This window comes from Aminivibrio sp., from assembly GCF_016756745.1.
Classification (GTDB): domain Bacteria; phylum Synergistota; class Synergistia; order Synergistales; family Aminobacteriaceae; genus Aminivibrio.
Genome location: NZ_JAESIH010000070.1, coordinates 1 through 25,236, shown reverse-complemented (window position 1 = coordinate 25,236; position 25,236 = coordinate 1). Strand labels below are relative to the sequence as shown.

Here is a 25,236-nt window from a genome sequence, read left to right as displayed (position 1 = left end):
GGAATGAGGATTTAGGTGTGTACCGGCGGATTGACAGTTTGAACATCGTGCACATCAGCTTCAAGTTTTCCTCCTGCAGAAACGGCAACCCCATCCTGCCCCATGGCCGACAGTTCATTCGATAACCAAAGGACATGCCTCTCTGCTCCGCCTTCATGCATTTCCGGCATTACGCGCAAAATTTTCATATATTTTTTTCCGGACAGGTCACTTAGGCCTATCCGGAAAGTACGTCCACGATTCGTTGAAACTCTCCTGCCGCCGTCTTCCTTTCGAAACGGGGCTCGACCTTTTTTCTGACCGATGTTACAGATTTTTCAACATTTTCCTGGTCCCATTTTTCATATATGTTCAATATTTCCTGAACAACTACCTCAGGGTGATCCCTCACCAAAAAAGCTCCGCCGCGTTCGGCGAAATAGAAGTCAAATGCCTTGTCCAATGTATCCGGGGTAATCTCTCCGATCCAGAATGCCGATAAGGCCACCACAGGCCTGTGAGCCAGCACCGCTTCTATGGCCGATGTCGAACCCGCACAGACGAGGGACGCCCAATTGAACCACTTATCGGGATTTGTCTGAGTTCCCAGTACTCTGATAAACGATTCCTTCATCGCGAGGTTTGCTCTCAAGGCGGCAAGCCTGAACTTGACCGTTCTCCATCCCCCGCCGACAAATGCTATTTCGAGGGAAGGAATGTTTTTTTTGAGTCGGGTCGCCTCTTTCAGAATAGACCAGGCCCCTGCTGATTTGTATCCGCTGATCCGGCCGAAACACAGCACCCGGAAAGGGTCCTTTCCCGGAAGGGGGGTTGGCGTGATGAGCCCCTTGAGAGGTCTCTGAAAAAGAAATTTGGGAAACGGCGTCTTTATCCGGTTCAGTTCTTCGAGTAACGGCGGTTCCGCACACAACCACGCGTCACTGAAGCGGATCAGTGAATCAAGATCCCTTCCCTTGCGGTCAGTCTTCTGGAGCCTATCAAGAAAAAACGTCAACACCTTCGCGCCGGTGATTTGTTTCAGTCTTGCAGCCAAGGGAAAGGAACGTCTTGAATCGGTCACTATAACGTCAGGTGAAAATTCTTTTGCTTTCCTATCAAACCAAAAGTTACCGACAGTAGGAGAAAGACACTGAATAACTGTAACGCCTCTTTCGCGGAGTCGGGGCTGGTAGCCTTTTCCTGCCCATCGGCCCAGCACGGCAACATCGTGTCCGGCTTCTTTCAATGCAGTGGAAAGGTGAAATACAAAGGACGTCACACCATCGACTATCATGGAATCAGAGCAAAAAAGAACCTTCACACAGCACATCCCCTTCGGCTGGAATTCGAAAACGCAATTCCTTTTGCCGCTAAACTCCCCATTTCTCCACAATCCACTCCGCAGCACGCTTCGCCTCGTTGAGGACCGGACCATCCGGGTGGAGGGACACGGATGTCCCCGTTGACGTATACAGTTTATCATAGGGGGCTTCTTTCAGAAATCCCCTGGAGGCAAGACCGGAGAAAAGGGCGTCGAACCGGGGTATTCCCCAGAGGCAGCTTCCCGGAAGGAGTCTTTTTCTTACCAGGAAGGCCGTCGCCTCCTGAAGGGCCGTCCCGGCACGGCTCTGCCGTCCGGTCCTGAGGAGGAAAACCTCCCTGCCTGCGGTAACTGCCTCGGAGACCATGGAAACGGAGTCCTCGGTGACGAATATGCGGGGGCAGAGTCCGAGCATGCCGGGAACGGGATTGAAGGGGTCCTTTGACGCGAGAAGGACCATCCTTACCGAGGGATGGCCTTCCGTCAGTCTGAGCAGTTCCTCCTCGGCCTCCGGGCTGGTCCGCCTGGAGGTGGTGATGTAGATGTCGGCGCCCGCTGTTCTGCCAACTTCGAGAATCGGCCCTATAGTCCGGCGCACCCATTCAGGCGAAACCCGGTAGTTTGCGTCATCGCCCCCCACGAGCACACCCCACCGGTTCTCCTGCCCGTCCGTTTCTCCGGGGGGGTATTTCTGGGCAAGCTCCCACCCTTTCAGCTCGAGTTCGTCGGGGAATATGGCGTTCGGCGCCCCGAGGGTGGAAAGAACGTTGTTCCTTTTTTCCGGATGGTCGTGCTCGGGAACAACGGCAAAATCGAAGGGAGCCGTCCCCAGCACCGACGGGGTCATGATGGTGCAGCATTTCTGCCCTGTCGCCCTGGCGAGGGCGAGGGTGAAGGGGGCGGCGCCGCTCCCCGCGGAGAGAAAGAGGGCTGTGTTTCCGCCGCATTTCTTTGCGGTCAGCTCGTGCTTCGCACTGTCAAGCAGGTGCCCCGCGCCGGCTTCTTCAATCCAGCGGGCAGCCCCGGCGCCGTCCATGGAGGGAAGAAACCGGGCCTTCCATTGAAAGAGGCTGATCCGCTCCCACCCTGTGGGACGGGGAACGTCCATTTCAACCACGTCGGCCCCGGTGAAGCGGGAGAGCCACCCGGCGACGCCCCTTCCCTGGAAGAGGTGACCCCGGATGCCATCGCTCAGAAGAAAGACCAGGGAGGGACAGGCCGTCACGGTATCACTCCTTTTCCATCTCCCGGAAGATTGCCCGCACGTTCTCCAGGTCATCGGGCGTGTCCACGCTCTGTCCGCCCTTCACCCGGGCGACCGCCGCCGTCATGGGGCAGCCGGGCTCCAGGATCGGGAGCCGCTCAGGGGATTCCGCCCTTTCGTCCAGGGCCGCTCTGGAGCGTTCACCGAAGGACCCGTAGTATTCATTCAGAAGTTGTTCATTGATGGTCATTTCTTTGTCATCTCCCTGCGGATTTCTTCGAGAGTGACCCTCGCGGCTCCCCCCGCAGCCTGAAAGTAGGCACCGGAGGCGAGGCGCGCCTTTTCCCGTTCATTGCGGTCCAGGCACCGCTCCCAGTGGGCGGCCATTTCCGCCTCTGTCCTGACGAGGGTTGCCGCCCCCAGTTTTTCCAGCTCCCCTGCCGCTTCCACGAAATCCCGCATGTAGGGGCCGTGGGAAAAGGGTATCCCGAAAACGGCGGGTTCCATGATGTTCTGCCCGCCCTTGTCCACCAGGCTGCCGCCGATGAAGGCGCCGTCGGACACACCGTAGAGGTCGAAGAGCACGCCGATCCGGTCGATCACGAGGATGTCCCATGATGCCCCGCCGGGCCGTTCGGCTTCTGACAGAAGGGCGGCTTCCGCCGTCCGTGAGGCCGCCTCCAGCACGTCCCCGCTTCTCTCCGGATGGCGGGGGGCAATGACCAGCCGGGCTTCAGGGATCCGCGCCCGTACGTGCCGGAAGGCGGCGAGGACGATCGATTCCTCTCCCTGGTGTGTGCTTCCCGCCACGAAGACGGGGCCTTGTCCCGCCACAATTTTCCGGATCCGGGTAAGATCCGCCGCCCGTTTCCGGAGCAGCAGGGCATCCACCTTGCAGTCGCCGGTGACCCGGACCTTTTCTCCCGGAACCCCCAGATCCGCCAGGAAATCCCGGTCGGCGGCGGAGCGCACCAGCAGCAGGGAAAAGAGATTGTAGACATGCCTCCAGAAAGAGGGACGCTTCCGGACATTCCGGGCCGTCCTCTCGGAGAAGCGTCCGTTGGCCAGGAAGGCAGGTATGGAGCGGTTCTTCAGCTCCATGAGCATGGCGGGCCAGATTTCCGTCTCCATCACAATATACCCTTTCGGGCGGATCCGGTCGAGGGACCGGCGGACGATCCGAGGGACATCCCAGGGGTAGTAGATGTGTTCTCCGAAAAGCCCGTCAGCAAGGCGGAAGGCCGTTTCCCGCCCCGTGGCGGTAGTGGTGGAGAGGAGGATCTGCTCTCCCGGATTCTCCCGAGCGAGCAGATCGAGAAGAGGCCAGGCGGACTGCACCTCCCCCACCGAAACAGCATGGATCCAGAGAGGCCGTTCAGGAAACCCGCCTGCCTTCTCCCCGGGATAAAGGGCCCGCCGCTCGTTCAGGCCAGGGGCGTATTTCTTCGCCAGCCAGGGGTAGACCACCGGGTAGACCGCCGAGACGAGGGCCCGGTACAGCAGGAGATTCAGGTCAGGCCACCCCCGCCTTGAGAAGATCGTGGAGGTGGAGGATGCCCACGGGTCGCTTCCCCTCCACCACGATGATGGCGGAGATCTCCCGCTGTTCCATGATCCGGACCGCTTCCGCGGCAAGCTTGTCCGGGGCGATCACCAGGGGGTTGGCGATCATGACTCCCGACACCTCTTCGGAGAGGCATTCCACGCCCTTCCGGGCGATGAGCCGCCGGAGGTCGCCGTCGGTGAAGATTCCCGCCAGGTCCCCCCGGTCATCCACGATGATGGTGGCCCCGTATCCCTTGCTGGTCATCTCGAAGAGGGCGTCGCTCACCTTCACGGAAAGCCCCACTATGGGAAGCTTCTCCCCCGTGGCCATCACGTCCCGGGTCCGTGTCAGCAACCGCCGGCCCAGGGCTCCCCCCGGGTGGAAAAGGGCGAAATCCTCCGGGCGAAGGCCCCGGAGTTCCGTCACCATCCCCGCGAGGGCGTCCCCTATGGCGAGTTGGAGGGTGGTGCTGCAGAGGGGGGCCAGGTTCAGGGCGTCCTCGTCCTGTCCCGTGCCGTCAGCAGGGGTGACCTCCGCCGGGATGCCGGCCTCGGAGACCACCGAGGAGTCGAGGACCACGTCGGCGTTCTGGGCCAGGGGCGATTTCAGCCCTCCCGTTATGGCGATGATGGGCGCTCCGAGCCTCCGGAAGTGGGGCAGGATGGAGAGCACCTCCGCCGTGGTCCCGCTGTTGCTCAGGATGAGGGCGGCGTCGTCCCGGCAGACCATCCCCAGGTCGCCGTGGGAACCTTCAGCCGCGTGGAGGAAAAAGGAGGGCGTACCCAGGGAAGCGAGGGTCGCGGCGATTTTCCTGCCGATGATCCCCGACTTGCCCATACCGGCCACCACGAGGCGCCCCCTGCAGGAGTGGATGATCCTGGCGGCCCGGACAAGCTCCATGTCCATCCTGTCCGCCGCCCGCTGGATCTCGGCCGCCTCGGACCGAAGGATTCCCTTTCCGGCCTCAAGGAGCTGTTCATCGGAGAGGCATCGCCCCTCCCGCTCCCAGGGAAGGCAGATCATGTCATCGATCCTCCCCGGCCCACTCCAGGGACGGCATGCCGAGTCTGTCCCTCACCAGGGAGTGGAGCTCGGCAAGCTGCTCCAGGAGGAACTTCATCTTCCTGAGGGGAACGAGATTGGGGCCGTCGCTGAGGGCTTTTTCCGGGCGGGGGTGGGTTTCCAGGAAAAGGGCGTCCACCCCGGCGGCGACGGCGGCCCTGGCAAGGGGAAGGATGAAGCGGCGGTCGCCGCCGCTTGCGCTGCCCGCGGCTCCCGGCATCTGGACGCTGTGGGTGCCGTCGAAGACCACGGGGCAACCGAAGGAGCGCATGACCGGCAGGGACCGCATGTCCACCACCAGCTGGCCGTACCCCATGGTGGTCCCCCGCTCGCAGAGCATCACTGAAGGAGCTCCGCCCTCCCGGCATTTCTCCAGGACATGCTTCATGTCCCAGGGGGCGAGAAACTGGGCCTTCTTCACGTTGAGGGGCCTGCCGGTCCGGGCTGCGGCAAGGAGAAGGTCCGTCTGGCGGCAGAGAAAGGCCGGTATCTGGAGGATGTCCACGGAACGGGCGGCTGAATCGGCCTGCCATGATTCATGAATGTCTGTGAGCACCGGAACGCCGGCCTTCCGGCCGATGCGGGCCAGGTGGATGAGTCCCTCTTCCAGGCCGGGGCCCCGGAATCCTTTCAGGGACGTGCGGTTGGCCTTGTCGAAGGAGGCCTTGAAGATGTAGTTGATTCCCAGGGGCCTGCAGAGGTCCCGCACCGTCTCGGCGATCTCCAGTCCCAGTTCGGGGGTTTCCAGGGCGCAGGGGCCTGCGATCAGGGCGAGGCTCCCCTCCCCTATGACAAAATCCCAGCGTCCCTCGCCGGAAAGGTCTGCCACCCGGACCGGGGTGAAGGCCGCTTTTTGTTCTTTATCGCTCATCTGGAATCATCTCCTAGTGTTAGTACTCATCCTTTGTTTGTTCGACTTTGTTTGTTCGACTTTGTTTGTTCGACTTTGTTTGTTCGACTTTGCTTGTTCGACTTTGCTTGTCATCCCGAGGAGCGGTTTTATGCGACGAGGGATCTGGTTTTTTGATTCAGGGCGGACCAGTATCGAGATCCCTTGAGGCAGGTCAGAATCAAGGGCAGATCCTTCGTCGCTGCGCTCCTCAGGATGACAGAAAAAAAACGCTTCCGGTTGACTAAATCATACGCTGCCCCAGCGCTCCGACAGCGTCGAATACACTTCGCACCGGAGTTCCCATCCCATGGCGGACAGAAAAAAACGCTTCCGGTTGACAAAATCCCAGCGTCCCTCGCCGGAAAGGTCTGCCACCCGGACCGGGGTGAAGGCCGCTTTTTGTTCTTTATCGCTCATCTGGAATCATCTCCTAGTGTTAGTACTCATCCTTTGTTTGTTCGACTTTGCTTGTCATCCCGAGGAGCGGTTTTATGCGACGAGGGATCTGGTTTTTTGATTCAGGGCGGACCAGTATCGAGATCCCTTGAGGCAGGTCAGAATCAAGGGCAGATCCTTCGTCGCTGCGCTCCTCAGGATGACAGAAAAAAAACGCTTCCGGTTGACAAAATCATACGCTGCCCCAGCACTCCGACAGCATCGAATACACTTCGCACCGGAGTTCCCATCCCATGGCGGACAGAAAAAAAACGCTTCCGGTTGACAAAATCATACGCTGCCCCAGCGCTCCGACAGCGTCGAATACACTTCGCACCGGAGTTCCCATCCCATGGCGGACGCGGTGTGTTCCACCACCATGTCGAGGGCGCCGGGACCGCCGAGGCGCTCCCGTCCCTCTCTGGCCATCCGGAGGCGGAGTTCCTCATCGGCGAGTATTTTCTCCGCGCCGCCGGCAAGGTCCCGGGCCGTGGGCGGGACGAGGAGCTCCGATTCTCCGAGCAGTTTTTTCTGCACAAACTTCCCCTTCTCCTCTATGGACACCACGGGTACACCCATACCGGCACAGACCTGGTTCGCCGTGCCGCCCAGGCCGATGAGCAGGTGGGCTCCCTCCGTGACGGCGGGAAGGGGACCGAAGAAGAGGGAGATGGTTGCCTTTCCTTTCCGTATTCCTTTCCGTCCGTCCTCTTCGAAGGAGGTCCAGCCCCGGCAGGATGCCAGCAGTTCCTCCATGTCGAGGGTGGGGGCGATGACCATGAGGTATGAGCAGGAAACGCGTTCGCTCAGCAGCTCCACGGCGTCGAGAAGGAGCCGGACGTCCTGGTAGGCCCTGCTGCGACTGCCGGGCAGGAGGAGAACCCGAAAACCGTCCTTTTCGCCCCATGCCACCTTCTCGATAGTATTATCACAGGTCAGGTCCATTATGGGATTGCCGTCGAACCGGGCAGTGGCGCCGGACCGGAGAAGTTCCTCGGCGGTGTCCCTGTCCCGGGTCCAGGCGATGCGGCTTCTGTGCTTGATGATGAACCGTTCGAGCCGCCAGTGACCGCTGAGGTAAACCGTTTTGGCCGTGGCCACCAGGACGGGGAGCTGCCCCTGGCCCCACAGGGCGTGGAGCAGGAGGTAGACATCCCCCACGCAGACGGGAGTGCGGATGGCCCCCCGGAGCCGCTTCCACGCCCCCATCTGCCTGGCGATGGAGCGGAGAAGGCCCGACCGGAGGTCTCTCCAAAGGTCGGACAGGCGATACTTGATGACCCCGCCGCTGGGAGAATCCTCGGGGACCGAGTCCACTGGAATGCCTTCCCTGAGGTAATGCTCCCCCTTGCCCACGATGGGAAAGGAGGAGACGGCCGCAACGGGAAACCGTTCTCTGAACTTTCTCGCCAGGAGGGCTCCCATGGAGTCTTCGCCGTAGCCGTTGGACGCCACCACGATCCTGGGCCGGAGGGCTCCCGCGAGAGCCTTCCGGAAGCGGGGTTCGTCGTCGAGCTCCGTGGAGATGAGGGGGACGAGGATGTCCCGGGAGGGTCTCCAGTCAGTGGGGAGGTTGTAGATATCCTTCTCGGTGCAGGTCATGGCTTCCGCCCCGCACCCGGCGAAGGCTTTTTCGAGCATCTCCATGTCTTCCCGGCCGTACCGGTGGTGGTCCTTGAACCGGTGTTCCCTGACGATGGTTATTCCCTGCTGCTCCAGGGATCTCCGAAAACTCTCCGGGCTTCCGATGGCGGAAAAGGCAAGGACGGTGCGGGGGGCTTCGCAGCACTCCGCACTCCAGCACCCGTTCCACCGCCTCCAGGTGGGAACCGAGAGCCGGGAATAGAAAATCTTCTCTTCCGGCACGAAGCGCCGGATCTCGTCCGTCAGGGTGCGCAGCTTTTCGACCGGTACCTGGTCCGCCTTGGTGATCACCACCAGGGATGCCCTGGACAGCTCCGCGGGAGGTTCCCGAAGAATGCCGGCGGGGGCCACCCACCCGTTCCCGAAGGGGCAGCAGGCGTCCACCAGGGCGATATCCACGTCCCTGGCCATCCGCCGGTGCTGGAAGGCGTCGTCGGCGACTATGAGCTTCACATTCCTGTCCGAGAGGGCTTCAATGTCACGGAGCCGGTCCTTGGACACCGCCACGGGGACGCCCCGCAGCCGGGAGGCCAGCAGCAACGGTTCGTCCCCCACGAGCCCCCGGAGGGCGGCGATGTCTTCCGCACAGAAGCCGTCGCTTTCCCGGAGGGTGATCGAGGAGAGCACCACCGGATCCTTGGTTGTGCCGCCGTACCCCCTGCTGACAATCCCCACGGGGATACCCGCCTCGAGGAACATGCGGCAGAGCATTTCCACGAAGGGAGTCTTGTTTGTCCCGCCCAGGGTGATGTTCCCCACGCTGACCACAGGAAGGGGAGGTTCCACGGGAGGAACGAGGCCGTGGTCGTAGCCGAAGTTCCGGAGGGATACCACGGCCCTGGCCACAACCCCGAAGGGGTAGGTGATTCCCCAGGGGGAGAGGGCCGTTTCTCCCCGGGCGAAGGAAAGGTAGCTCTTGAGGAGGCTCATTTTCCCGTTCCCCGGTCGAACTGGAGGTTGTGGAGCCTGCTGTACATTCCACCAAAGGCAAGAAGATCCTCGTGCCGCCCCTGCTCTACAATGCGCCCGCCGTCAAGGACCACGATCCGGTCGGCATTCCGTACTGTGGAAAGACGATGGGCGATGACGAGGGAGGTCCGTCCCTTCATGGCCCGGTTCATGGCCTCCTGGACCTGCCGCTCCACCTCGAGGTCCAGGGAGGATGTGGCCTCGTCGAGGATGAGGATCCTCGGGTTGCGCACCACCGCCCGGGCGATGGCGATACGCTGCCTCTGCCCTCCGCTCAGGGTGACGCCCCGCTCCCCAACCTCCGTTTCGAACCCTTCAGGGAGGGATTCGATGAAGGAAAGGATGCCCGCGATGTCCGCGGCTTCCCGTATCTGCTCCGGAGAAAGTTCCGGCAGGCCGTAGGAGATGTTGAAGGCGATGGTCCCCTTCATCAGGAGGGACTCCTGGGGAACGATCCCGATCTGCTTTCTCAGCTCCCGGAGGTTCACCCTCCTGAGGTCCGCGCCGTCCACAAGGACTGTTCCGCTGTCGGGGTCGTAGAACCGGGGGATGAGGTCGGCGAGAGTAGACTTGCCCGAACCAGTGGGTCCCACCAGGGCCACTTTTTCTCCGGGGGCGATTTCAAGGGAAATGTCCCTGAGGACCGGCTGCCCTTCGGTGTAGGAGAAGGTGACGTTCCGGAAGGCAATGCGCCCTTCCAGCACCCCCAGGGGGACCGGGTTCGCCGGGGACTCCACCTCCCCGGGAATGTCCAGAAGGCCGAAGATGCGCTCGGCCGCCGCGAGGCCGAGCTGCATGGAGCCGATCACGGAGGTGAAGGCCCGGATGGGCTGAACCAGGAACGCAAGGTACCCAAGGAAGGCGATGAGCTCTCCGGGGGTCTGGCCGCCCCCGACGACTTGCCTTCCGCCGAGCCAGAGGATGAGGGCCAGGGCGGTGATGAGGGCCAGCTCGATGGTTGCTGCCAGGGCTGCCTGCACCTGGACGCCGTGCATCACCGCCCTGAAGTTCTCCCGGTTGCTCCTGCGGAAGCGGGATAGCTCAAGGTCCTCCGTGGCGAAGGAGCGGACGATCCGCACCGCCGAAAAGGCCTCCTGCACCACCGCGGAGAGCCCCGCGAGCTCGCTCTGGATGGTGTGTCCCACGACCCGGAGCTTCTTCGACGCCCGGTCGAGGATCAGCACGGTGGGGGGCAGTATGGCGAAAGTGATGAGGGTGAGTTTCCAGTTGATGTACAGCAGAAAGCCCACCATGCCGAGGAAGGAGACCGACTGGACGACAAGATTGATCAGCACGGAGGTGACCAGGTTCTGGAGGATGGTCACGTCGTTGGTGATGCGGGACATGATCTCACCGAGGCGGTTCCCGTAGAGATACCGGAGGGACATTCTCTGGATGTGGTCGTAAAGCCGCAGGCGAAGATCCATGACCACGTTCTGCCCCACCCAGTTCATCAGGTACTGGTGGCCGTAGGAGGCGATGCCCTTCCCGGCGAAGAGGGCCACCAGGAGGAAAGGAAGGGTGTTGAGTATGGTCGTATTCCGGGCGATGAGGACATCGTCCACCACGTTTTTGAGCAGCCAGGGAGGGACCACGTTGCAGGCCGACGCGAGGAACATGCACCCTACCGCGAGGAAAAACCGTTTTCGGTAGGGGCGGGCGCAGGCAAGGAGCCGAAGGTAGACCGATTTCTTTCCCCGGCTTTCGCCGCCTTGTTGGGTAGTCTTCAGGCTCATTCCCTGACAGCCATCCTTTCTATTTCGTCGGCGACGGCAGCGGCGGCGCCGGGAGGAGCCGATGCGGCCACTTCCCCGAGGGCGTCCCGGAGCCCGTCCCTCCTGGACCGGTCCCGGAGCCACGAGATCACGAACTCCGCCGCCGTTTCGGGGGAATAGTCCCCGATAAATTCTTCCGCCAGCATTCTTCCCGCGAGTCGGTTCGGCCAGGCCAGAAGTTCCATTTTTTTCCTCCTGCGCCTGAGAACCGTTTCCCGAAGACTCGGCCCGATCCCCGGGAGGGAGGCGAACAGACCGGGAAGCCCCGGAAGGGGAATTTTCCGCAGAGAGGTGAAGGGCACAAGCACGCAGAAGGGAATTCTCCGGTACATGAGTTCCAGAGTATTGGTCCCCGGCTGGGTGACGGCAAACTCCGCTCCCCTGAATGCTTCAGCGCCCCTGGCGGAATAAAAGCCCGCAGAGCGCCACGCCTCCTCCTCTCCTTGGGTGGAAAACGGAGAGAGGACGACGCTGAAACGCCATCCCGGGGCCCGGTTCTTCAGGAAAGGCAGCATTTCCCTGAGAAAGGGGAAGGAAAACTCCCGGATGGCGGCCCGGCTCCCTGGGAAAAACAGGACCGCCGGCGCCGCATCGTCCCCGGAGAAATCCTGCCCGTCGAGGGCGAGCGAATCCCTGACCAGGTCCCCGACTACCTGTACACCTTCTCCCATGAGTTCCGCCATAGGAGGATAGGCTGTGAAGACCCTGTCGAAGGAGGAAAGGCCGTTTTTTCTGCCGTAAGCATAGCACAAAAGAGGGGCCCGTCCAGCCCAGGCGGCGATCCGGCCCCAGGCCGGGTCACCCCCGAGCTGGAGGACGGCCTCGGCGGTGCGCCCCAGAACAAGGGCGTCCCTCAGCGTTCCCGCGAGACCTGAAGGTCCCCGGAGTTCGTCAGGAGCTAGGTTTTCCGCCACTCTTCGCTCCTCGCCGGAGGCAAATTGGCAGGGAAGAAGAAGGAGGGTTACATTCCGGGAACGGCGCTTCAGTTCCGCCGCCACGGGACGGACCCATCCCCAGAGCTCTCCCGGGCCGTTGGCGAGGAGAAGGACGGACTTCATGCGCCCACGCCTTTCCCTGGGATTCCTGCTTGAGCCGAAAATAGGGCTTCAAGGCGCTCCGCCCAGAAATCCACGGCCCCGGGGAGCCCCATGGCGCTTCGGGCCGACGAGAGGCCCGCCCGGACTTGTTCCGCGACCCGCTCGTCCTCCAGGAAGCCCATGAGAGCCGAGAAGGCATTCCTGCCCGTGGCCCTGCCCTGAATGAACTCCGGGTACAGTTCCTCTCCGGCAAGGAGGTTGGGGATGGAAATGCGGGGCGTCTTCACCAGGGCCTTCCAGGCGAGCCAGGAGAGAAAGCCTCCCCTGTAGAGAACGGCCATGAATTTGCCGAGCATCATGGCCTCCACCGCGACGGTGCCGCTCGCCCCCGCCGCGGCAGCGCTCGACGCCAGGAGTTCCCGCCCGGGGCCTTCCCAGGTTTCATGGCCCTTCAGTTCGTCCCGCAGGCGCTTTCTGATATCTTCGGGCATTCCCGGAGCGATGGAGAACACCGGACGGTACCCCCTGTCCTTCAAAAAAGAAGCGCATTCCACCAGGGGCGGCAGGAGTCGGAAAACTTCGGACCGCCTGCTCCCCGGGAGGAGAGCGATCCGCTTCGGGTCGGATTCCTTCGGGAGGGGCCCTGAAAATTCATCCACGAGGGGGTGCCCTATCCATGCCGAATTGACCCCGGCCCGGAGAAGATACTCGTGCTCGAACCGGAACAGGGGAAGGCAGAGGTCCGTGTCCCTGCGGAGGTTCTTCACCCTCCCGGAACGCCAGGCCCACACCGTGGGAGGCACGGCGTAGACGATGGGTCCCCGCCATCCGCTCCTGCGGAGCGAGGCGGCGAGGGGAAGGTGAAAGTCCGGGCTGTCGATGAGGAGCACGGCTCCGGGCCGACGGGAGATCACAAGGTCGACGAGGCTTTTCTTCAGCCGCAGAAGACGGGGAATGGCGGGAAGGACGTCCGCGACGCCCATGAGATGAAGGGCCCTGGAGTCGGAGACAATCTCCGTTCCAGCACCGGCAGCGAGGGGGCCGCCCATGCCGAAGAGGGACCCCGTAAATCCCCTCCTCCGCAAGGCGTCCAGCACGGCGGCGGCGTACCCGTCTCCGGAGACCTCGCCGCAGCTGAAAAAGATGCCCCTCCCGCCCTGCGTCACGGGGTAATGCCCTCCACGGCGATGGAGAGACTCTCCGCGAGGGAGGCGAACCCGGGCCGGTCCAGGATGATGGCCCGTCCCGCCTCCACGGCGAGGCAAGTCAGCCCCGCAGCCGACATGGCCCGGAGGGTTCCCGTCCCCACCGTGGGGAGATCGAACCGGATGTCCTGGTCGGGGCGCATCATCTTTACCACAACGCCCGGCGCTCCTGAAAGCAGTTTCCCCGCCCGGCGGATCATTTCGTCGGTGCCTTCCATGGCTTCCACGGCGACCACGGCGCCCCGGGCCACCACCACAGACTGGCCGAAGGAGAGGGGAAGGGTGACGGAAAGAATCCGCTTTCCGCAGCTCACATCCTCCCGTTCATTGTCAGAGGGTTCCCGGCCCGCGAGAAATCCTTCCGCCGCCAGGCTCTCACCTACAAACCCCGCGTAGGGGAGGACCTGGAGACCGAAGCTCTCGAAGGCCGCCACAATGCGGCCCAGGAGGCTGTGATCGTCGTTTGTGCCGGGCGAGAGCATCCCGAGGAGGGAAGAATCCGCCGTGCCGTCGCCGTACATGATGGTCTTGGGGATGAGCCCCGCCATGCAGACGGACAGTATACCCCTGGTCCTGAGGTCGGCGAGGAGGGCCTGAAGACTCAGCTTCCCTTCACATCCGGGGAGGGAGAGCAGGGAAAGCACCCGGTCCTTCGGAAGGAAGGGGAACCGGTCCTCCGCTCCGCCCGTGAAGGAATAGACTGTGACGTCCATCCCGGCTCCGACCATCTGCCGGGCGGTTTCTTCAGGAAGGACGCCTTCTCCGGCGATGAGGGCGGCGGAGCCTGACATGTTTTTCATAAAAATCAACCCTTTCAGCATGTCAGCCGTTTGCCCGGCGGGCGAAGTATCCTCCCACGAGGAGAAAGACCACGTTGGGAATCCAGGCGGCTATGGCCGGGAAGAGGTATCCCGCCTCGCCCAGGGCACGGCTGAAGGACATGGTGACGTAATAGGCGAAGACGATGAGGACGCTGAGACCGAATCCGATCCCCGGCCCCGCCCTGCTTGAGCGGACGCCGAGGCTGGCGCCGAGCACGGCAAGCACAACGCTTGCCCAGGGAAGGGCAAGGCGGAGATGGAACATCACCTTGAGGGGAGCCAGGTTCCGCCCTTCCTTCGACAGAAGGGCAATCTGGGCCAGAAGTTCCACGGAGCTCATCTCCGAGGGCTTTCTGGAAGCCTTTTCCACCTGGGCCGGGGTCAGGTTCAGCTGGAGCTTCTGCCGCTCGAACCGGAGAAGGGGGTTGACCCTGCCTTCCGGGGTGACTTCGAAGACCTGTCCGTCCCGGAGCCACCATTCTCCGTCGCCCCATATTCCGTTGTCGGCCAGGGAGATGCGGCTGAGGCGTCCCCCCTCGAACTCCTGGATGATCACGTCCTTCATGGTGCCCTCCCTGGCCTTGAGCTGGTCAAGGTAGATCACCCGGCGGAGCACGCCCCCGCTTTCCTCCCGGAGGAAGACCTTTTCCTTGAGCATGGAGGGCTTCTCCCGCATGACCTCGAACTTCATGAGGTTTTCAGCGGCCCTGTTGGAGAAGGGGACCAGGGTTTCGTTGCCCACGAGGGCCACGATCCCCACCAGGATGGAGGCGATGAAGACGGGACGGAGAATGCGGTGGAAGGGGATGCCCGCCGCTTTCAGGGCCACCAGCTCGCTGTTCGTGGACAGGCGGCTGAAGGTGAGCAGGGACGACAGGAGGCTCGCCATGGGAAGGGTCATGGCCACGACCTCGGGGAGACGGTAGACAAAGAGCCGCGTCACCAGCGAAAGGGAGACCCCCTGTTCGATCATGAGGTTCGCCGCCTGGAAGAGCAGGTCGCCCGCCACGAAGACCATGGTGAAGGCCGTGACGCCGAAAAGAAAGGAGCCTGAAAGCTCCTTCAGAATGTACCTGTCGAGAAGCCCGAAGGTTCTGCCTTTTCCCGCCACGTCACTGCCCTCCGTTTCCGGCGAGGATGAGTTCGGCGGCCTCACGGACCGCCCCTCTCCCCGCCGGGGAAAAAGTCACGTAATCCGCGGCGGCCCTGGCCTCGGGCACGCCGTCCGCCGGAACCACAGCCAGACCGGCCGCCCGGAGGCATTCCACGTCGTTCACGTCATCCCCCATAAAGGCCGTCTCGGCAAATGTGATCCCTAATTCCTCCACGATGGCCGACAGGACGGCCATCTTGTCGGCCACGCCGTTGCAGAGCCGGGTGATGCCGAGATCCCGGGCCCGCTGCTCCGTGGCCTCCGAATGCCTTCCGCTGATCAGGGCGATCTCCACACCGGCTTTTCTGAGACGGGCGATCCCCATGCCGTCCCGGATGTCGAACCGCTTGAACTCGGCCCCTTCGCCGTCCATGTAGACGCCGCCGTCGGTGAGAGTTCCGTCCACATCAAGCGCCAGGAGCCTGATCGTCATGGCGGTCCTCTCTCACACTGTGACGCCGGCGCCACAGGGAAACTCCCCGTTTCGACCCTGCGCAGAAATCGATTATCTCACGGGCGGTATCGCTCATGCCTTCCTCCGACGCGGCCAGTTGTTCCAGAGATTTGCGAAAAGGAAGGCCGCTGTGGAACAGTCTGTCGTAGAAGGATTTTACCGCCGCCCTCGCCGGACCGTCATACCCCGCCCGGCGCATCCCCACCTTGTTGAGGCTGAAAATGCCCGCTGGATGTCCGTCCGCCATGAGAAAGGGGGGGATATCCTTCACGATCTTGGACAGGCCGCCGATCATGCACAGCTTCCCCACCCGGACGAACTGGTGGACTCCGGCCATGCCGCCCAGAACCGCCCCGTCGCCCGCTGAGGAGAACCCCGCCATGCCGACCTTGTTGGCCATGGTGACGTTCTTCCCGATGACCACGTTGTGTCCGAGATGGACGCCCTCCATGATGAAGCAGCCGTCGCCTACAGCGGTAACAGTGCCTTCACCGGTGGACCTGTGGATGGTGACGTTTTCCCGGATGATGACATCCCGGCCTATTCTGACCCAGGATTCCTCTCCCTTGAAGCCGTGATCCTGGGGTTCGCCGCCGAGAACGGCGTTCTGGGCGATGCGGCAGTTGTCGCCGATCTCCACGAAGTCGAGGAGGGTGACGAATGAGGAGAGCACCGTGCCGCTCCCGATTTTCACATGGTCCTTGACGATGCAGTACGGGCCGATCGTCACGTCCGGTCCGAGTTCGGCCCCCGGGGAAACGAGAGCCGTGGGATGGATTGAGATCATGCTTTTTCGGTCTCCTCCTTCCCGGCAGGAGCGTCCAGGGTTTCAGCGGCCACGAAGCTGAACTCCGCTTCGGCGGCCACGGCCCCGTCGATGCGGCCCACGGTACGGACCTTGCCCATCTTCCCCCTGCGTTTTATCATCTCCGCGGTGGTGACGAGCTGGTCGCCCGGTTTCACCGGCTTCCTGAACTTTGCCTTCTCCACCCCGGTGAGGAAAGTGATGAGGTTTTCGCTTCCGGGCAGGGTGGATATCATCATGGCCGCCACCTGTCCCATGGCCTCAAGGACGAGGACACCGGGCATGACCGGCTCGGAGGGGAAATGCCCCTGGAAGAAGGGCTCGTTAATGGTGACGTTTTTGATGCCCACGGCGTGCTGCTCGTCAATTTCAAGCACCCTGTCCACGAGAAGAAAAGGGTACCTGTGGGGAAGACACTTCATGATTTTCTGGATGTCAAACATGGTTCGTCTCCTTTTTTGGGAAATGTCTGGAACAGGACAGAAACAACAGGTTCTCTGCGAGGCGGCAGTGCAGGGCGTGACCGGCCCGCAGGGCGACCACCCGGGCCCGGAGAGGGCAGCCGAGAAGGTAGAGATCGCCCAGGAGGTCGAGAATCTTGTGGCGGACGAATTCATCGGGGAACCGAAGCCCTCCGGCGGCGGAAACGGATGTTTCTCCCACCACCACGGCGTTTTCCGGGCTTCCCCCTTTCGCCAGCCCCCGGTCGAGAAGGGACTGTACTTCCGATGCGAGGGCGAAGGTGCGGGAAGGGGCAAGAAAGGCACCGAAGCTTCCCGGAGAAAGTCGGAAGTCTGCCGCCTGGGTCCCTATGGGAGTGCCTTCGTAGGTAATGACGTAAGAAAGGGACAGCTCGCCGGAAGGGAAGGCGAACACCAGGGCGTTGCGGGCCGAATCTTCGACGGCGATGGGGGTGGAAAGGGCAAAAGGTTCCGGCTGTTCTTCCCCTTCCGCTACCGGCCGTGATCCTGCCAGGAGGGCCTCCGCGAAGGCGGCGGAACAGCCGTCCAGGGCGGGAACCTCCGGTCCTTCCGCCGAAATGCGGACAGACCAGATGCCGAGGCCGTAGAGGGCGGCAAAAAGATGCTCCGGGGTCTTGACGGACTGGCCGCCGGGAAGGAAGACTTCCGTCCCCCGCCCTGTACCGGAGAAAGTGCAACCGGCGAGAGGGAAAGCTTCCCCCCCCCGGCCCACCGTCACCCCTTCCCCGGAACGGCCGGGCGACAAGGTCGCGCGGCAGTCTTCTCCCGTGTGGAGTCCCTTTCCGGAAAAAACAATCTCCCTGGTGAGCAGACGGTACTCCATTACTGCCCGTCTCCGTTCCGTTTTTTTCCCGGGCGGCATTCCTCCTGAGAAAACACCGCCTGCTCGAGCTTCCGGACCCGGAGGAGCAACTCCGGCAGACGCTGCTGGGCCGCCTGGACCCGGAAGTTCTCCCAGTGGTCCCTGGCAGGGAACCCGGACACCACCTTTCCGGGAGGCACATCCTTGACGGCACCGGCGTTTGCGGCCACGGTAGCCCCCCTGCCGATCCGCGTATGGTCATTCACACCGCTTCTGGCCGCCATGATGACGTTGTCCTCGAGGACGGCGCTTCCGGCGATGCCCGTCATGGCCACCATAATGCAGTTTTTTCCGATAACCACATTGTGGGCGATATGGGCATGGTCATCCACTTTGGTGAAACTGCCCACGATCGTGTCGTCCAGGGTTCCCCGGTCCACGGTGGTGCAGGCTCCGATCTCCACCTCGTCGCCGAGAACCACGCCGCCGAGTTGGGGAATTTTGACGGGGCCGTTCCCCTCCTCCGCTGGGACAATACCGAAACCGTCGCACCCCAGGACCGCACCCCCGTGGATGAGGCAATTCTTTCCGGTACGGACTTTTTCGAGGAGGACCGCTCCGGGTTCGACCACCGTTCCCGAACCGAGGACACATTCCTCGCCCACGAAGACATTGGCCCTGAGCCGGACTCCTTCCCCGATCACGGCGCCGTCTTCCACCACGCAGAGAGGCCCGATCCATGCGTCGGGAGAGACGGTGGCCAGATGAGAAACCACCGCAGACGGATGGATTCCCCCGCCCTTTCTGACGGGCGCGAAAAGGGAAAGTAGGGCCGGAAAGGCTGCCCGAGGGTCGTTCACCGAAATTCCGGACAGTCCGGGCCGGGAGGCAAAGGCATCAGGGGAAGCAACGAGGTGAACCCCGGCCTTGATTTTTTCCAGGTCCCGGACATCCCACACAGCGCAGATATCCCCGGCGAGAGCTCCGCTCGGCGAGGCCGGCCGGTTTACTTCAGCAGCGGGGTCGCCGACGACCGTTCCTCTGAGTATCCGGGCAATTTCACCCAGTTGTTTTCTTTCACTGTTCATATTCTCTCTCTCCGTTTTGCGCCGGCAGCGTTCAGAGGTCGCTCAGCGCCCTGATGCTGATCTTGTCATCGTCGCGGCCGTCGTAGTAAATTTCCAGTGAAATCCTCCGGTTCAACCGGTACCCCGCCCCAGCGTGGTGATCCCCGTCCTCGCTGACCCGCCACCAGAGGTAGGGGGCCCGCACACCCCCTTCAATCCAGAGGCGGTACCAGGTGACGTTGCCTGGATATGCCTGTTCGACCCCGGCAAGGACATTTTTCCAGGGACTCCAGCGAATCCCCCAGCGGCTTTCGAGGGTAAAATCATTGGCGGTCAGAATCCATTCGCCGTACAACTCCATGTCCCATCCCGATACGGGAAGAAATTTTCTTCCCGCGTGGAGGCCGATTTCCGGGTATTTCGTATCGGATCCGGCATAGGCGGCCACCCATGCGCGGACGGAATACTTGGGGCTGTCCACAAAGGCGTCGGCCGTCGCAATCTGGGCGGGCTTGAAGGACACGTCCACAACGGACCGGGTGTTCCCCACGATATTCGTCTGCCGGAGCGATTCGGCGGCCATCTCTTCTACCTTTTCACTGTGGGCGGAGACCCATTCGATGGGCAGCCCCACCACCGGCGAAAGGGTCCGCAGGATGTTTTCGTTCAGGTCGGACCGGAGCATCACCGGAAGGGTGTCTGACGAGACCCTGGGAACCACCGCCAGGACAAAGGGGGGCCGGGGAATAAACGATACCCTGAGGATGGGCCCCTCCTGTTCGAGCCTCACGAGCAGCGAGGCGCTCCAGCCGGGGAGGCGGGGGGAACAGAGCGTATCGATGAGCTCTTTGAGGGGGGTGTCCGCCCAGGAAAGGGCATCCACAGGAAGATCACCCAAGTGGGTTCTGATCTTTTCTCCGAGTCCGGAAACATCCTCCCGGAACCACCCCCCTACGGGTGAAGCGAGCTGGGGCTGGAAGATCTCCACCCGCCAGGATGCTGTTCTTTCCACGGGCCTGAGCCGCAAGACGGCATCTTCTCCGCGGTAAAAGGAATCCACCACCGAATACCCGGCGAAAACCCTCTCCGCCACCAGTGAAAGCAGGCGAAGGCCGTCACTTGCCGAGGAAGAACCGTCCTGCCGGATTTCCGCCCAGACTGTGGCGGCACTCCGCTCCATCCTTTTCCTGAGCCAGAGGGGCGCTCCTTCAATGACGACAGCCGCTCCGCCCGGATCCGGGAAAAGGAGGGCTGCGGCGAGGACCAGCACCGCCACAGCCCGCAATATCATTATCCTGCCTCCCAATGATTCCCCCGCCGGGGACACCGTGCTCCGTCCCCCGCTCCACTAGAACATATCCCCGAAGCCGAAATGGGTTTGGGATTCATAGTCCCCAGTGGCGTAGTCGACTCGAACGTTGCCCAAAGGAGTCTTGACCCGAACGCCGAATCCCCATGAACTGTGCAGATCGGAGAGGCTGAAGCTCCCGCTCTCGGCGGAAGATCCGTAGGGTCTGTTTTCCTCGTCGGTCCAGGCATTTCCCGTATCATAAAATACCACCACACCGAAAGCTTTATCGACCGGTATGCGCAATTCAGCATTGCCAAGGAACATCTCGGTTCCTTCAAAAGTGCCGCTGTCGTACCCTCGGATTGTATTGGAGCCCCCCAGGGAATACAGAGAAGACGTGGGCATGAGTCCGGATGAGAAGCCTATCCGCATCCTTGCCGCAAAAATAGCCGGGTTGTCTTCTGAACCGAACTGGGTGTCAATAAGGTCCCCCAACCCCTTGAAGGGGGTATAATACCTGGCCTGCAGCCAGTACTTCGTATAGCCATAATCTCCCCCGAGGGCCTCCAGGGCATGCTCGACGTTGAGATCGATAATGTCGCCCTTGGGGTAACTAAGGTATGGATCGGAATTGTTTCTTGTAAGCGTCCCGGTGAGGGAAAAAACCCTGCCCTTTAAAAGGTTCTTTTCGTAGTCCTTGTATTCCGGAAGAACCGGTTGAACATTCGTGAAATCAGCGTCCCGCCAGTCAAACGTCAGATACCAGCTGAACCGGTCGTCCCTCCTGAATTTTTTTCCCGCGCCGAAATAGATCCCCTGGACATCATCATTGTATTCCAGTCGTTTTACGTTATCGTAATAGTAATACTTGTCTTCCCATTTCCGTTTGTAAATCCCGACCTTCCAGCCATAGGTATCAGCATCCATATAAGGTTCCGTGTAGGATATCCAGTACTGTTCATTGTCTCCGAGCTCAAAACCCGTTTCAGCTATATGCCCCAGTCCCCGCCAGTTGGTATCGGTGTAGGTTATGCCTCCGGACCAGCCGCTGGAAGTACCGTGGCCCATCGAAATTCCAATGCTTCCTGTCTTCTGCTCCACGACGGTGACAATGATATCCGTTTCATGTTCCGGATCATCTCCCGGTTCGAAACCCACATTGACATCCTCGAAAAACCCCTTGTTTTGGAGTTTATTCAAAGAATGGCGCAGTATGGTCGCGTTGAACGGATCGCCCTTCTTCAGCTTGATCTCCCGGGCAATGACCTTGGTCTTCGTCTTTTTGTTCCCCTGGATTATGATGTTGCCTACTTTCGGCTCCACAATCTTCACGTCGATAAGGCCGCCTTCCACAACAACGTCGGCGATCTTGACCATGACGTAGCCGTCCTTGTGGTATTTTTCCTGGATCCGGTCAAGGTCGTTCCGGAAGAAGACTCTGTTGAACACCGTGCCGGGCATGGTGAAGACGACCTTCATGAGCTCCTCGTCCTTATAGATGTTGTTGCCGGAAAAGGTGATCTGTTCGACCACCGGGTTCTCCTTCACGATATAGGTTACACCGACTCCTCCGGCTATGTTCTGAAGGTTGATGTCCACGAAAGAGAAAAAACCGAGATTGTAAATGGCCTCCACGTCCGACTGAAGCTGCTCTCTGCTGAGGGGTTCCCCGACCCGGGTAGCCACGACCCCGAGAATATGCTCCGCCACCACGTGGTTGTTTCCCTCCACGGCGAGGGAAGAAACAAGGGGTTCGGCGGCAAAGCCGGCTGCATTCGGCAACATGAGCACCGCAAAGAGGAACACCAGGACCCGCCACGGTTTTTTAAGATCTACATTCACACACGATCTCTCCTTCCGGAAATTGAGAAAAATCTTCGTTACGGGGCATCGAAACGAATCGCGGACTCTCTTTCCCGAAGCGCCTTTTGCCCTATCTGCACCAGATTTATTATTGTATCAAATTCCCTGCCGGAAGAGGAGTCAATCTGCAGGTTTCCATTTTTCCTTCCCTGGCGGACGGACAGATTCCTCCTGTTGTCAGCCGGTCGTACAGCAGGCGAAGCCACTGACTCACGGGCCGGAGGTTCTTCCCCCTGTTCCGTGGAAAGACGGGCCATATTAGCGTCGCTCAGGCTCCGCCGAAGGGCGGACAGAAGAGCTTTTTCATCGGTGGAGACCCACTCGAGAGAGGGGCCTGACGCAACGGACACCGTTTCCCGGGCTGTCTGGACCGAGAGGGGGCCGGCAACCGAGAGGACAAGAAAGAGGCCCAGCGCGGCTGCAAGGCTGATCCGCCCAACTTTCCGGATCACGGGAGATGCCTGGGAACTTCCCTCCGCCCTGGCCCAAAGCTCGCTCCTGGCTTCGTCAAGTTCGGCCTTGGCGCATTCCATGTCAAGAAGAGCGCTCTGCCATGACTTTGCAGAACAAGCCTTGGAACATCTGTCGAGCCACCGGACTATTCGGGCGATCTTTTTTTCCATGTTGCAGTCCCTCCGGGAGATAAGAGTCTGTGCCGCATTATCTTTATCCCGTTTCAGGCCCTGTTTGTGGTGTCTCCCTCCGGGCTGAGCCGCTTGCGCAGCTTCGCCACCCCGTTCCGCTTGAGCCGATAGACATGGCTGATGTCGATGCCCCGCTTCCTGGCGACATCCTTCGCGTCCCGGCCTTCCACGAGGAGCGCCTGCACCACGTCTTCCTCCCTGGCGGGAAGACGGTGCATTTCCTCTGAAACGGCGATGAGGGTTTCGAAGGAATCCGGGGCGAAGGAATCCTCAGGCATGAGATAGTCGTCGTCCACAGGAATGGGGGCCTTGAGCTCGCTCCTCTGGAGAAAATTCACCATCTGTCCCTTGATCCGGTAGAAGGCGTAGGTGGTGAACCGGAGATGGCGCTCGGGCTCGAACTTGTCCACAGCGCGGATCAGCGCCACCATTCCCTCCTGGATGAGATCCTGGTAGGAGGACGGCCGAACGCGGAATTTCCGGGCCAGCCAGAAGACAAGGGGTCTGTAGGCTATGATGATCTCGTCCCTGGCATCCTCGTCGCCCAAGGCGGAGAGCCTTCGCCACAATTCTTCTTCCCTTTCGGGGGAAAGGCTTCTTTCATTGCCGGACTGACCCCGGGACTCCCTTCGTCCCGGAAGGACACGACTTTCTACCTCCTGTTTTCCAGGGAAGACATGGAGTTCCCCGGTATTCACATCCTGCTCCCGGTCGGGCATGGCCCTGCGCCTCCTTTGTTTCGCAACACGGTCAATTGTATCAGCAACAGGAAGAGAAGTCTAAACGGGAAGAAGCGGTATTTCCGTCCCCTCCCCGGACATCCTCGTGTGCAGGTCGTCGTTCAGAAAGGCGAGGGAAGCACCTCTCTTTCCCACGTCGATGCCCGTGAGCGAGCAGTTGGCGATTTTCATTCTCCAGACCGTCCGAAGAGGGAGGTCCAGCAGAAGGACCAGCATGGCCCGGAGGATTCCTCCGTGGCTCACGACCACTATCCTTTCCCCATCAGTTGACAGGATTTCGTCCAGAGCCGACCTCACCCGGAATTCCACGGAAGCAAAGGATTCGCCTCCTGGAGGGGGATTTTCGAAGGGAGAGTCCATCCACCGGCGGAAGGACTCGGGGTCGGCGGACTCTATCTCGTGGATCGAACGGCCTTCCCAGGTTCCGAAGCCACTCTCGGCCAGGTTCTCCCGGAGAAGGGGAGAAACTCCGGGATTGCGGGACACGAGAACTTCCGCCGTCTCCCGGGCCCTCGACAGGGTACTCGAAAATACGGCGGCAGGTTCCCAGCCCGCCAGTCTTGCCGCCAGCAGCTCTGCCTGGCATTTTCCTTCGTCATCGAGGGGGACGTCGCTTTTTCCCTGGAAACGGGAGAACCCGTTCCATTCCGTCTTTCCATGGCGCACGAGGAGAATTCTTTTTCTGGGCACAATAGCCTCCGCAGAGCGAATTTTTTATGCGACGATGATAACATGAAAAGGGGCTTATCGGAGACGTTCTTTCCGGAATCGGCCGGAGGAGGCGCCGGTGATTCGGGGGGTATTTACCGGGGAAACGGGAAGCTATGAGGAATCCGGGACATACAGAAAGAGGGCCCCCGCACATCTCGGGAACCCTTGCTATTACTGGAGCCGGCGGGCAGACTTGAACTGCCGACCTGCGCATTACGAGTGCGCTGCTCTGCCAACTGAGCTACACCGGCGCGTAACAAAAATGGCGGTCCCAACGGGATTCGAACCCGTGTCACAGCCTTGAAAGGGCTGTGTCCTAGGCCACTGGACGATGGGACCGTAAAACTGGTGAGCCGTGTGGGAGTCGAACCCACGACACCCGGATTAAAAGTCCGGTGCTCTGCCAGCTGAGCTAACGGCTCGACTCTTTCCGGCGTGCGCAAGTGATTATTTTACACAAAAATCAGAGGGCGTCAAGCCGGAAAACCGATTGTTCTAAAAAATAGTCTTCTTTTCTTATCAAGTTTGTCTTTCTGGGCAGAGCGAAAAATCCGGGGGCGGGCGCCCCCTAAATCAACCCCAAGATTTTCCCCTCGCTGTCATTCTGAGGGCGAAGCCCGAAGAATCTCGGTCTTGAGGGACGAAGAAATCAAGCCCGAGGTCCTTCCGGCAAAAAGTACGCCGTCAGGACGACAAAAAAAACGTCGCGGAGGCTTTTGTTTGTCATCCTGAGGCCGGCCTTCTTGGCCGAAGGGTCTGCCCCTTGTTGTCATTCTGAGGGCGAAGCCCGAAGAATCTCGGTCTTGAGGGACGAAGAAATCAAACCCGAGGTCCTTCCGGCAAAAAGTACGCCGTCAGGACGACAAAAAAAACGTCGCGGAGGCTTTTGTTTGTCATTCTGAGGGCGGCCTTCTTGGCCGAAGGATCTGGCCCTTGTTGTCATTCTGAGGGCGAAGCCCGAAGAATCTCGGTCTTGAGGGACGAAGAAATCAAGCCCGAGGTCCTCCCCCTTCGGGGATGCTTCGCGATCGGGCGTGACGCCGCCCTCAGGATGACAGGCAAGGACAAGCCCGAGGTCCTTCCGGCAAAAAGTACGCCGTCAGGACGACAAAAAAAACGTCGCCGGGGGCTTTTGTTTGTCATCCTGAGGCCGGCCTTCTTGGCCGAAGGGTCTGCCCCTTGTTGTCATTCTGAGGGCGAAGCCCGAAGAATCTCGGTCTTGAGGGACGAAGAAATCAAACCGGAGATCCTCCCCCTTCGGGGATGCTGCGCGATCGGGCGTGAAGCCCCCCTCAGAACGGCAGGCAAGAGCGAGATCCTTCGGGCGTGAAGCC

The 25,236-nt window shown here is 61.0% G+C and carries 23 protein-coding genes and 3 tRNA genes; all 26 read right to left on the bottom strand.

What is annotated here, in order from left to right:
• Positions 1–217: 217 nt before the first annotated feature.
• The 26 genes from JMJ95_RS12130 to JMJ95_RS12005 all read right to left on the bottom strand — a co-directional run bounded on the left by JMJ95_RS12130 (position 218) and on the right by JMJ95_RS12005 (position 24,324).
• The gene (locus tag JMJ95_RS12130; RefSeq protein ID WP_290685698.1) at positions 218–1,300 is read right to left on the bottom strand and encodes a glycosyltransferase; all 1,083 of its coding nucleotides are present in this window, start codon (positions 1,298–1,300) and stop codon (positions 218–220) included.
• A gap of 49 nt (positions 1,301–1,349) precedes the next feature.
• Positions 1,350–2,525 carry an ELM1/GtrOC1 family putative glycosyltransferase gene (locus tag JMJ95_RS12125; RefSeq protein WP_290685696.1) on the bottom strand — a complete coding sequence of 392 codons (1,176 nt, stop codon included), beginning with the start codon at positions 2,523–2,525 and terminating at the stop codon, positions 1,350–1,352.
• A gap of 4 nt (positions 2,526–2,529) precedes the next feature.
• Positions 2,530–2,754, bottom strand: a complete 225-nt coding sequence (locus JMJ95_RS12120; protein ID WP_290685694.1) for a hypothetical protein — start codon at positions 2,752–2,754, stop codon at positions 2,530–2,532.
• Entirely contained in the window at positions 2,751–3,971 is a 1,221-nt protein-coding gene (locus JMJ95_RS12115; protein WP_290685692.1) for a glycosyltransferase N-terminal domain-containing protein, read from the bottom strand. The genes JMJ95_RS12120 and JMJ95_RS12115 overlap by 4 nt, the downstream gene beginning before the upstream one ends.
• Positions 3,972–4,017: 46 nt before the next feature.
• Positions 4,018–5,073 (bottom strand): KpsF/GutQ family sugar-phosphate isomerase, encoded by a 1,056-nt coding sequence (locus tag JMJ95_RS12110; protein ID WP_290685690.1) that lies wholly within the window; start codon positions 5,071–5,073, stop codon positions 4,018–4,020.
• 1 nt (position 5,074) lies between these two features.
• Entirely contained in the window at positions 5,075–5,983 is a 909-nt protein-coding gene (kdsA, locus tag JMJ95_RS12105) for a 3-deoxy-8-phosphooctulonate synthase (RefSeq protein ID WP_290685687.1), read from the bottom strand.
• Positions 5,984–6,250: 267 nt separating this feature from the next.
• Complete coding sequence (locus JMJ95_RS12100) at positions 6,251–6,421, bottom strand: hypothetical protein (RefSeq protein WP_290685685.1); 171 nt, start codon at positions 6,419–6,421, stop codon at positions 6,251–6,253.
• Positions 6,422–6,730: 309 nt separating this feature from the next.
• On the bottom strand, positions 6,731–9,013 hold the full coding sequence (gene lpxK, locus JMJ95_RS12095; protein WP_290685682.1) for a tetraacyldisaccharide 4'-kinase: 2,283 nt from the start codon (positions 9,011–9,013) through the stop codon (positions 6,731–6,733).
• Complete coding sequence (locus JMJ95_RS12090) at positions 9,010–10,788, bottom strand: ABC transporter ATP-binding protein (RefSeq protein WP_290685680.1); 1,779 nt, start codon at positions 10,786–10,788, stop codon at positions 9,010–9,012. Before JMJ95_RS12090 ends, lpxK begins: the two co-directional genes overlap by 4 nt.
• Positions 10,785–11,885, bottom strand: a complete 1,101-nt coding sequence (locus JMJ95_RS12085) for a cdisaccharide synthetase (RefSeq protein WP_290685678.1) — start codon at positions 11,883–11,885, stop codon at positions 10,785–10,787. The genes JMJ95_RS12090 and JMJ95_RS12085 overlap by 4 nt, the downstream gene beginning before the upstream one ends.
• A complete protein-coding gene (locus JMJ95_RS12080; RefSeq protein ID WP_290685676.1) occupies positions 11,882–13,030 on the bottom strand; it encodes a lipid-A-disaccharide synthase in 1,149 nt (382 codons plus the stop codon). The genes JMJ95_RS12085 and JMJ95_RS12080 overlap by 4 nt, the downstream gene beginning before the upstream one ends.
• Positions 13,027–13,869 carry an LpxI family protein gene (locus tag JMJ95_RS12075; RefSeq protein ID WP_290685673.1) on the bottom strand — a complete coding sequence of 281 codons (843 nt, stop codon included), beginning with the start codon at positions 13,867–13,869 and terminating at the stop codon, positions 13,027–13,029. Before JMJ95_RS12075 ends, JMJ95_RS12080 begins: the two co-directional genes overlap by 4 nt.
• Before the next feature lie 22 nt (positions 13,870–13,891).
• The gene (locus JMJ95_RS12070) at positions 13,892–15,001 is read right to left on the bottom strand and encodes an LptF/LptG family permease (protein WP_290685671.1); all 1,110 of its coding nucleotides are present in this window, start codon (positions 14,999–15,001) and stop codon (positions 13,892–13,894) included.
• A 1-nt stretch (position 15,002) separates the two neighbouring features.
• On the bottom strand, positions 15,003–15,476 hold the full coding sequence (locus tag JMJ95_RS12065; protein ID WP_290685668.1) for an HAD family hydrolase: 474 nt from the start codon (positions 15,474–15,476) through the stop codon (positions 15,003–15,005).
• Positions 15,451–16,284, bottom strand: a complete 834-nt coding sequence (lpxA, locus tag JMJ95_RS12060) for an acyl-ACP--UDP-N-acetylglucosamine O-acyltransferase (protein WP_290685666.1) — start codon at positions 16,282–16,284, stop codon at positions 15,451–15,453. The genes JMJ95_RS12065 and lpxA overlap by 26 nt, the downstream gene beginning before the upstream one ends.
• On the bottom strand, positions 16,281–16,745 hold the full coding sequence (gene fabZ / locus JMJ95_RS12055; protein WP_290685663.1) for a 3-hydroxyacyl-ACP dehydratase FabZ: 465 nt from the start codon (positions 16,743–16,745) through the stop codon (positions 16,281–16,283). The genes lpxA and fabZ overlap by 4 nt, the downstream gene beginning before the upstream one ends.
• Positions 16,738–17,607: a UDP-3-O-acyl-N-acetylglucosamine deacetylase gene (locus JMJ95_RS12050; RefSeq protein WP_290685660.1), complete on the bottom strand. Its 870-nt coding sequence runs from the start codon at positions 17,605–17,607 to the stop codon at positions 16,738–16,740. The genes fabZ and JMJ95_RS12050 overlap by 8 nt, the downstream gene beginning before the upstream one ends.
• Positions 17,607–18,674 carry a UDP-3-O-(3-hydroxymyristoyl)glucosamine N-acyltransferase gene (gene lpxD / locus JMJ95_RS12045; RefSeq protein ID WP_290685657.1) on the bottom strand — a complete coding sequence of 356 codons (1,068 nt, stop codon included), beginning with the start codon at positions 18,672–18,674 and terminating at the stop codon, positions 17,607–17,609. The genes JMJ95_RS12050 and lpxD overlap by 1 nt, the downstream gene beginning before the upstream one ends.
• Before the next feature lie 31 nt (positions 18,675–18,705).
• Positions 18,706–19,944: a hypothetical protein gene (locus JMJ95_RS12040; protein WP_290685656.1), complete on the bottom strand. Its 1,239-nt coding sequence runs from the start codon at positions 19,942–19,944 to the stop codon at positions 18,706–18,708.
• A gap of 57 nt (positions 19,945–20,001) precedes the next feature.
• Positions 20,002–21,786, bottom strand: a complete 1,785-nt coding sequence (locus JMJ95_RS12035; protein WP_290685653.1) for an outer membrane protein assembly factor — start codon at positions 21,784–21,786, stop codon at positions 20,002–20,004.
• 38 nt (positions 21,787–21,824) lie between these two features.
• A complete protein-coding gene (locus JMJ95_RS12030; RefSeq protein ID WP_290685650.1) occupies positions 21,825–22,430 on the bottom strand; it encodes a hypothetical protein in 606 nt (201 codons plus the stop codon).
• A gap of 53 nt (positions 22,431–22,483) precedes the next feature.
• Positions 22,484–23,170 (bottom strand): sigma-70 family RNA polymerase sigma factor, encoded by a 687-nt coding sequence (locus JMJ95_RS12025; RefSeq protein ID WP_290685648.1) that lies wholly within the window; start codon positions 23,168–23,170, stop codon positions 22,484–22,486.
• A gap of 60 nt (positions 23,171–23,230) precedes the next feature.
• Positions 23,231–23,881 (bottom strand): histidine phosphatase family protein, encoded by a 651-nt coding sequence (locus tag JMJ95_RS12020; protein ID WP_290685645.1) that lies wholly within the window; start codon positions 23,879–23,881, stop codon positions 23,231–23,233.
• A 196-nt stretch (positions 23,882–24,077) separates the two neighbouring features.
• A tRNA-Thr gene (locus tag JMJ95_RS12015) sits at positions 24,078–24,153 on the bottom strand.
• A gap of 12 nt (positions 24,154–24,165) precedes the next feature.
• Positions 24,166–24,241: transfer RNA gene (locus JMJ95_RS12010), tRNA-Glu, on the bottom strand.
• A 7-nt stretch (positions 24,242–24,248) separates the two neighbouring features.
• Positions 24,249–24,324, bottom strand: a tRNA-Lys gene (locus tag JMJ95_RS12005).
• Positions 24,325–25,236 lie beyond the last annotated feature (912 nt).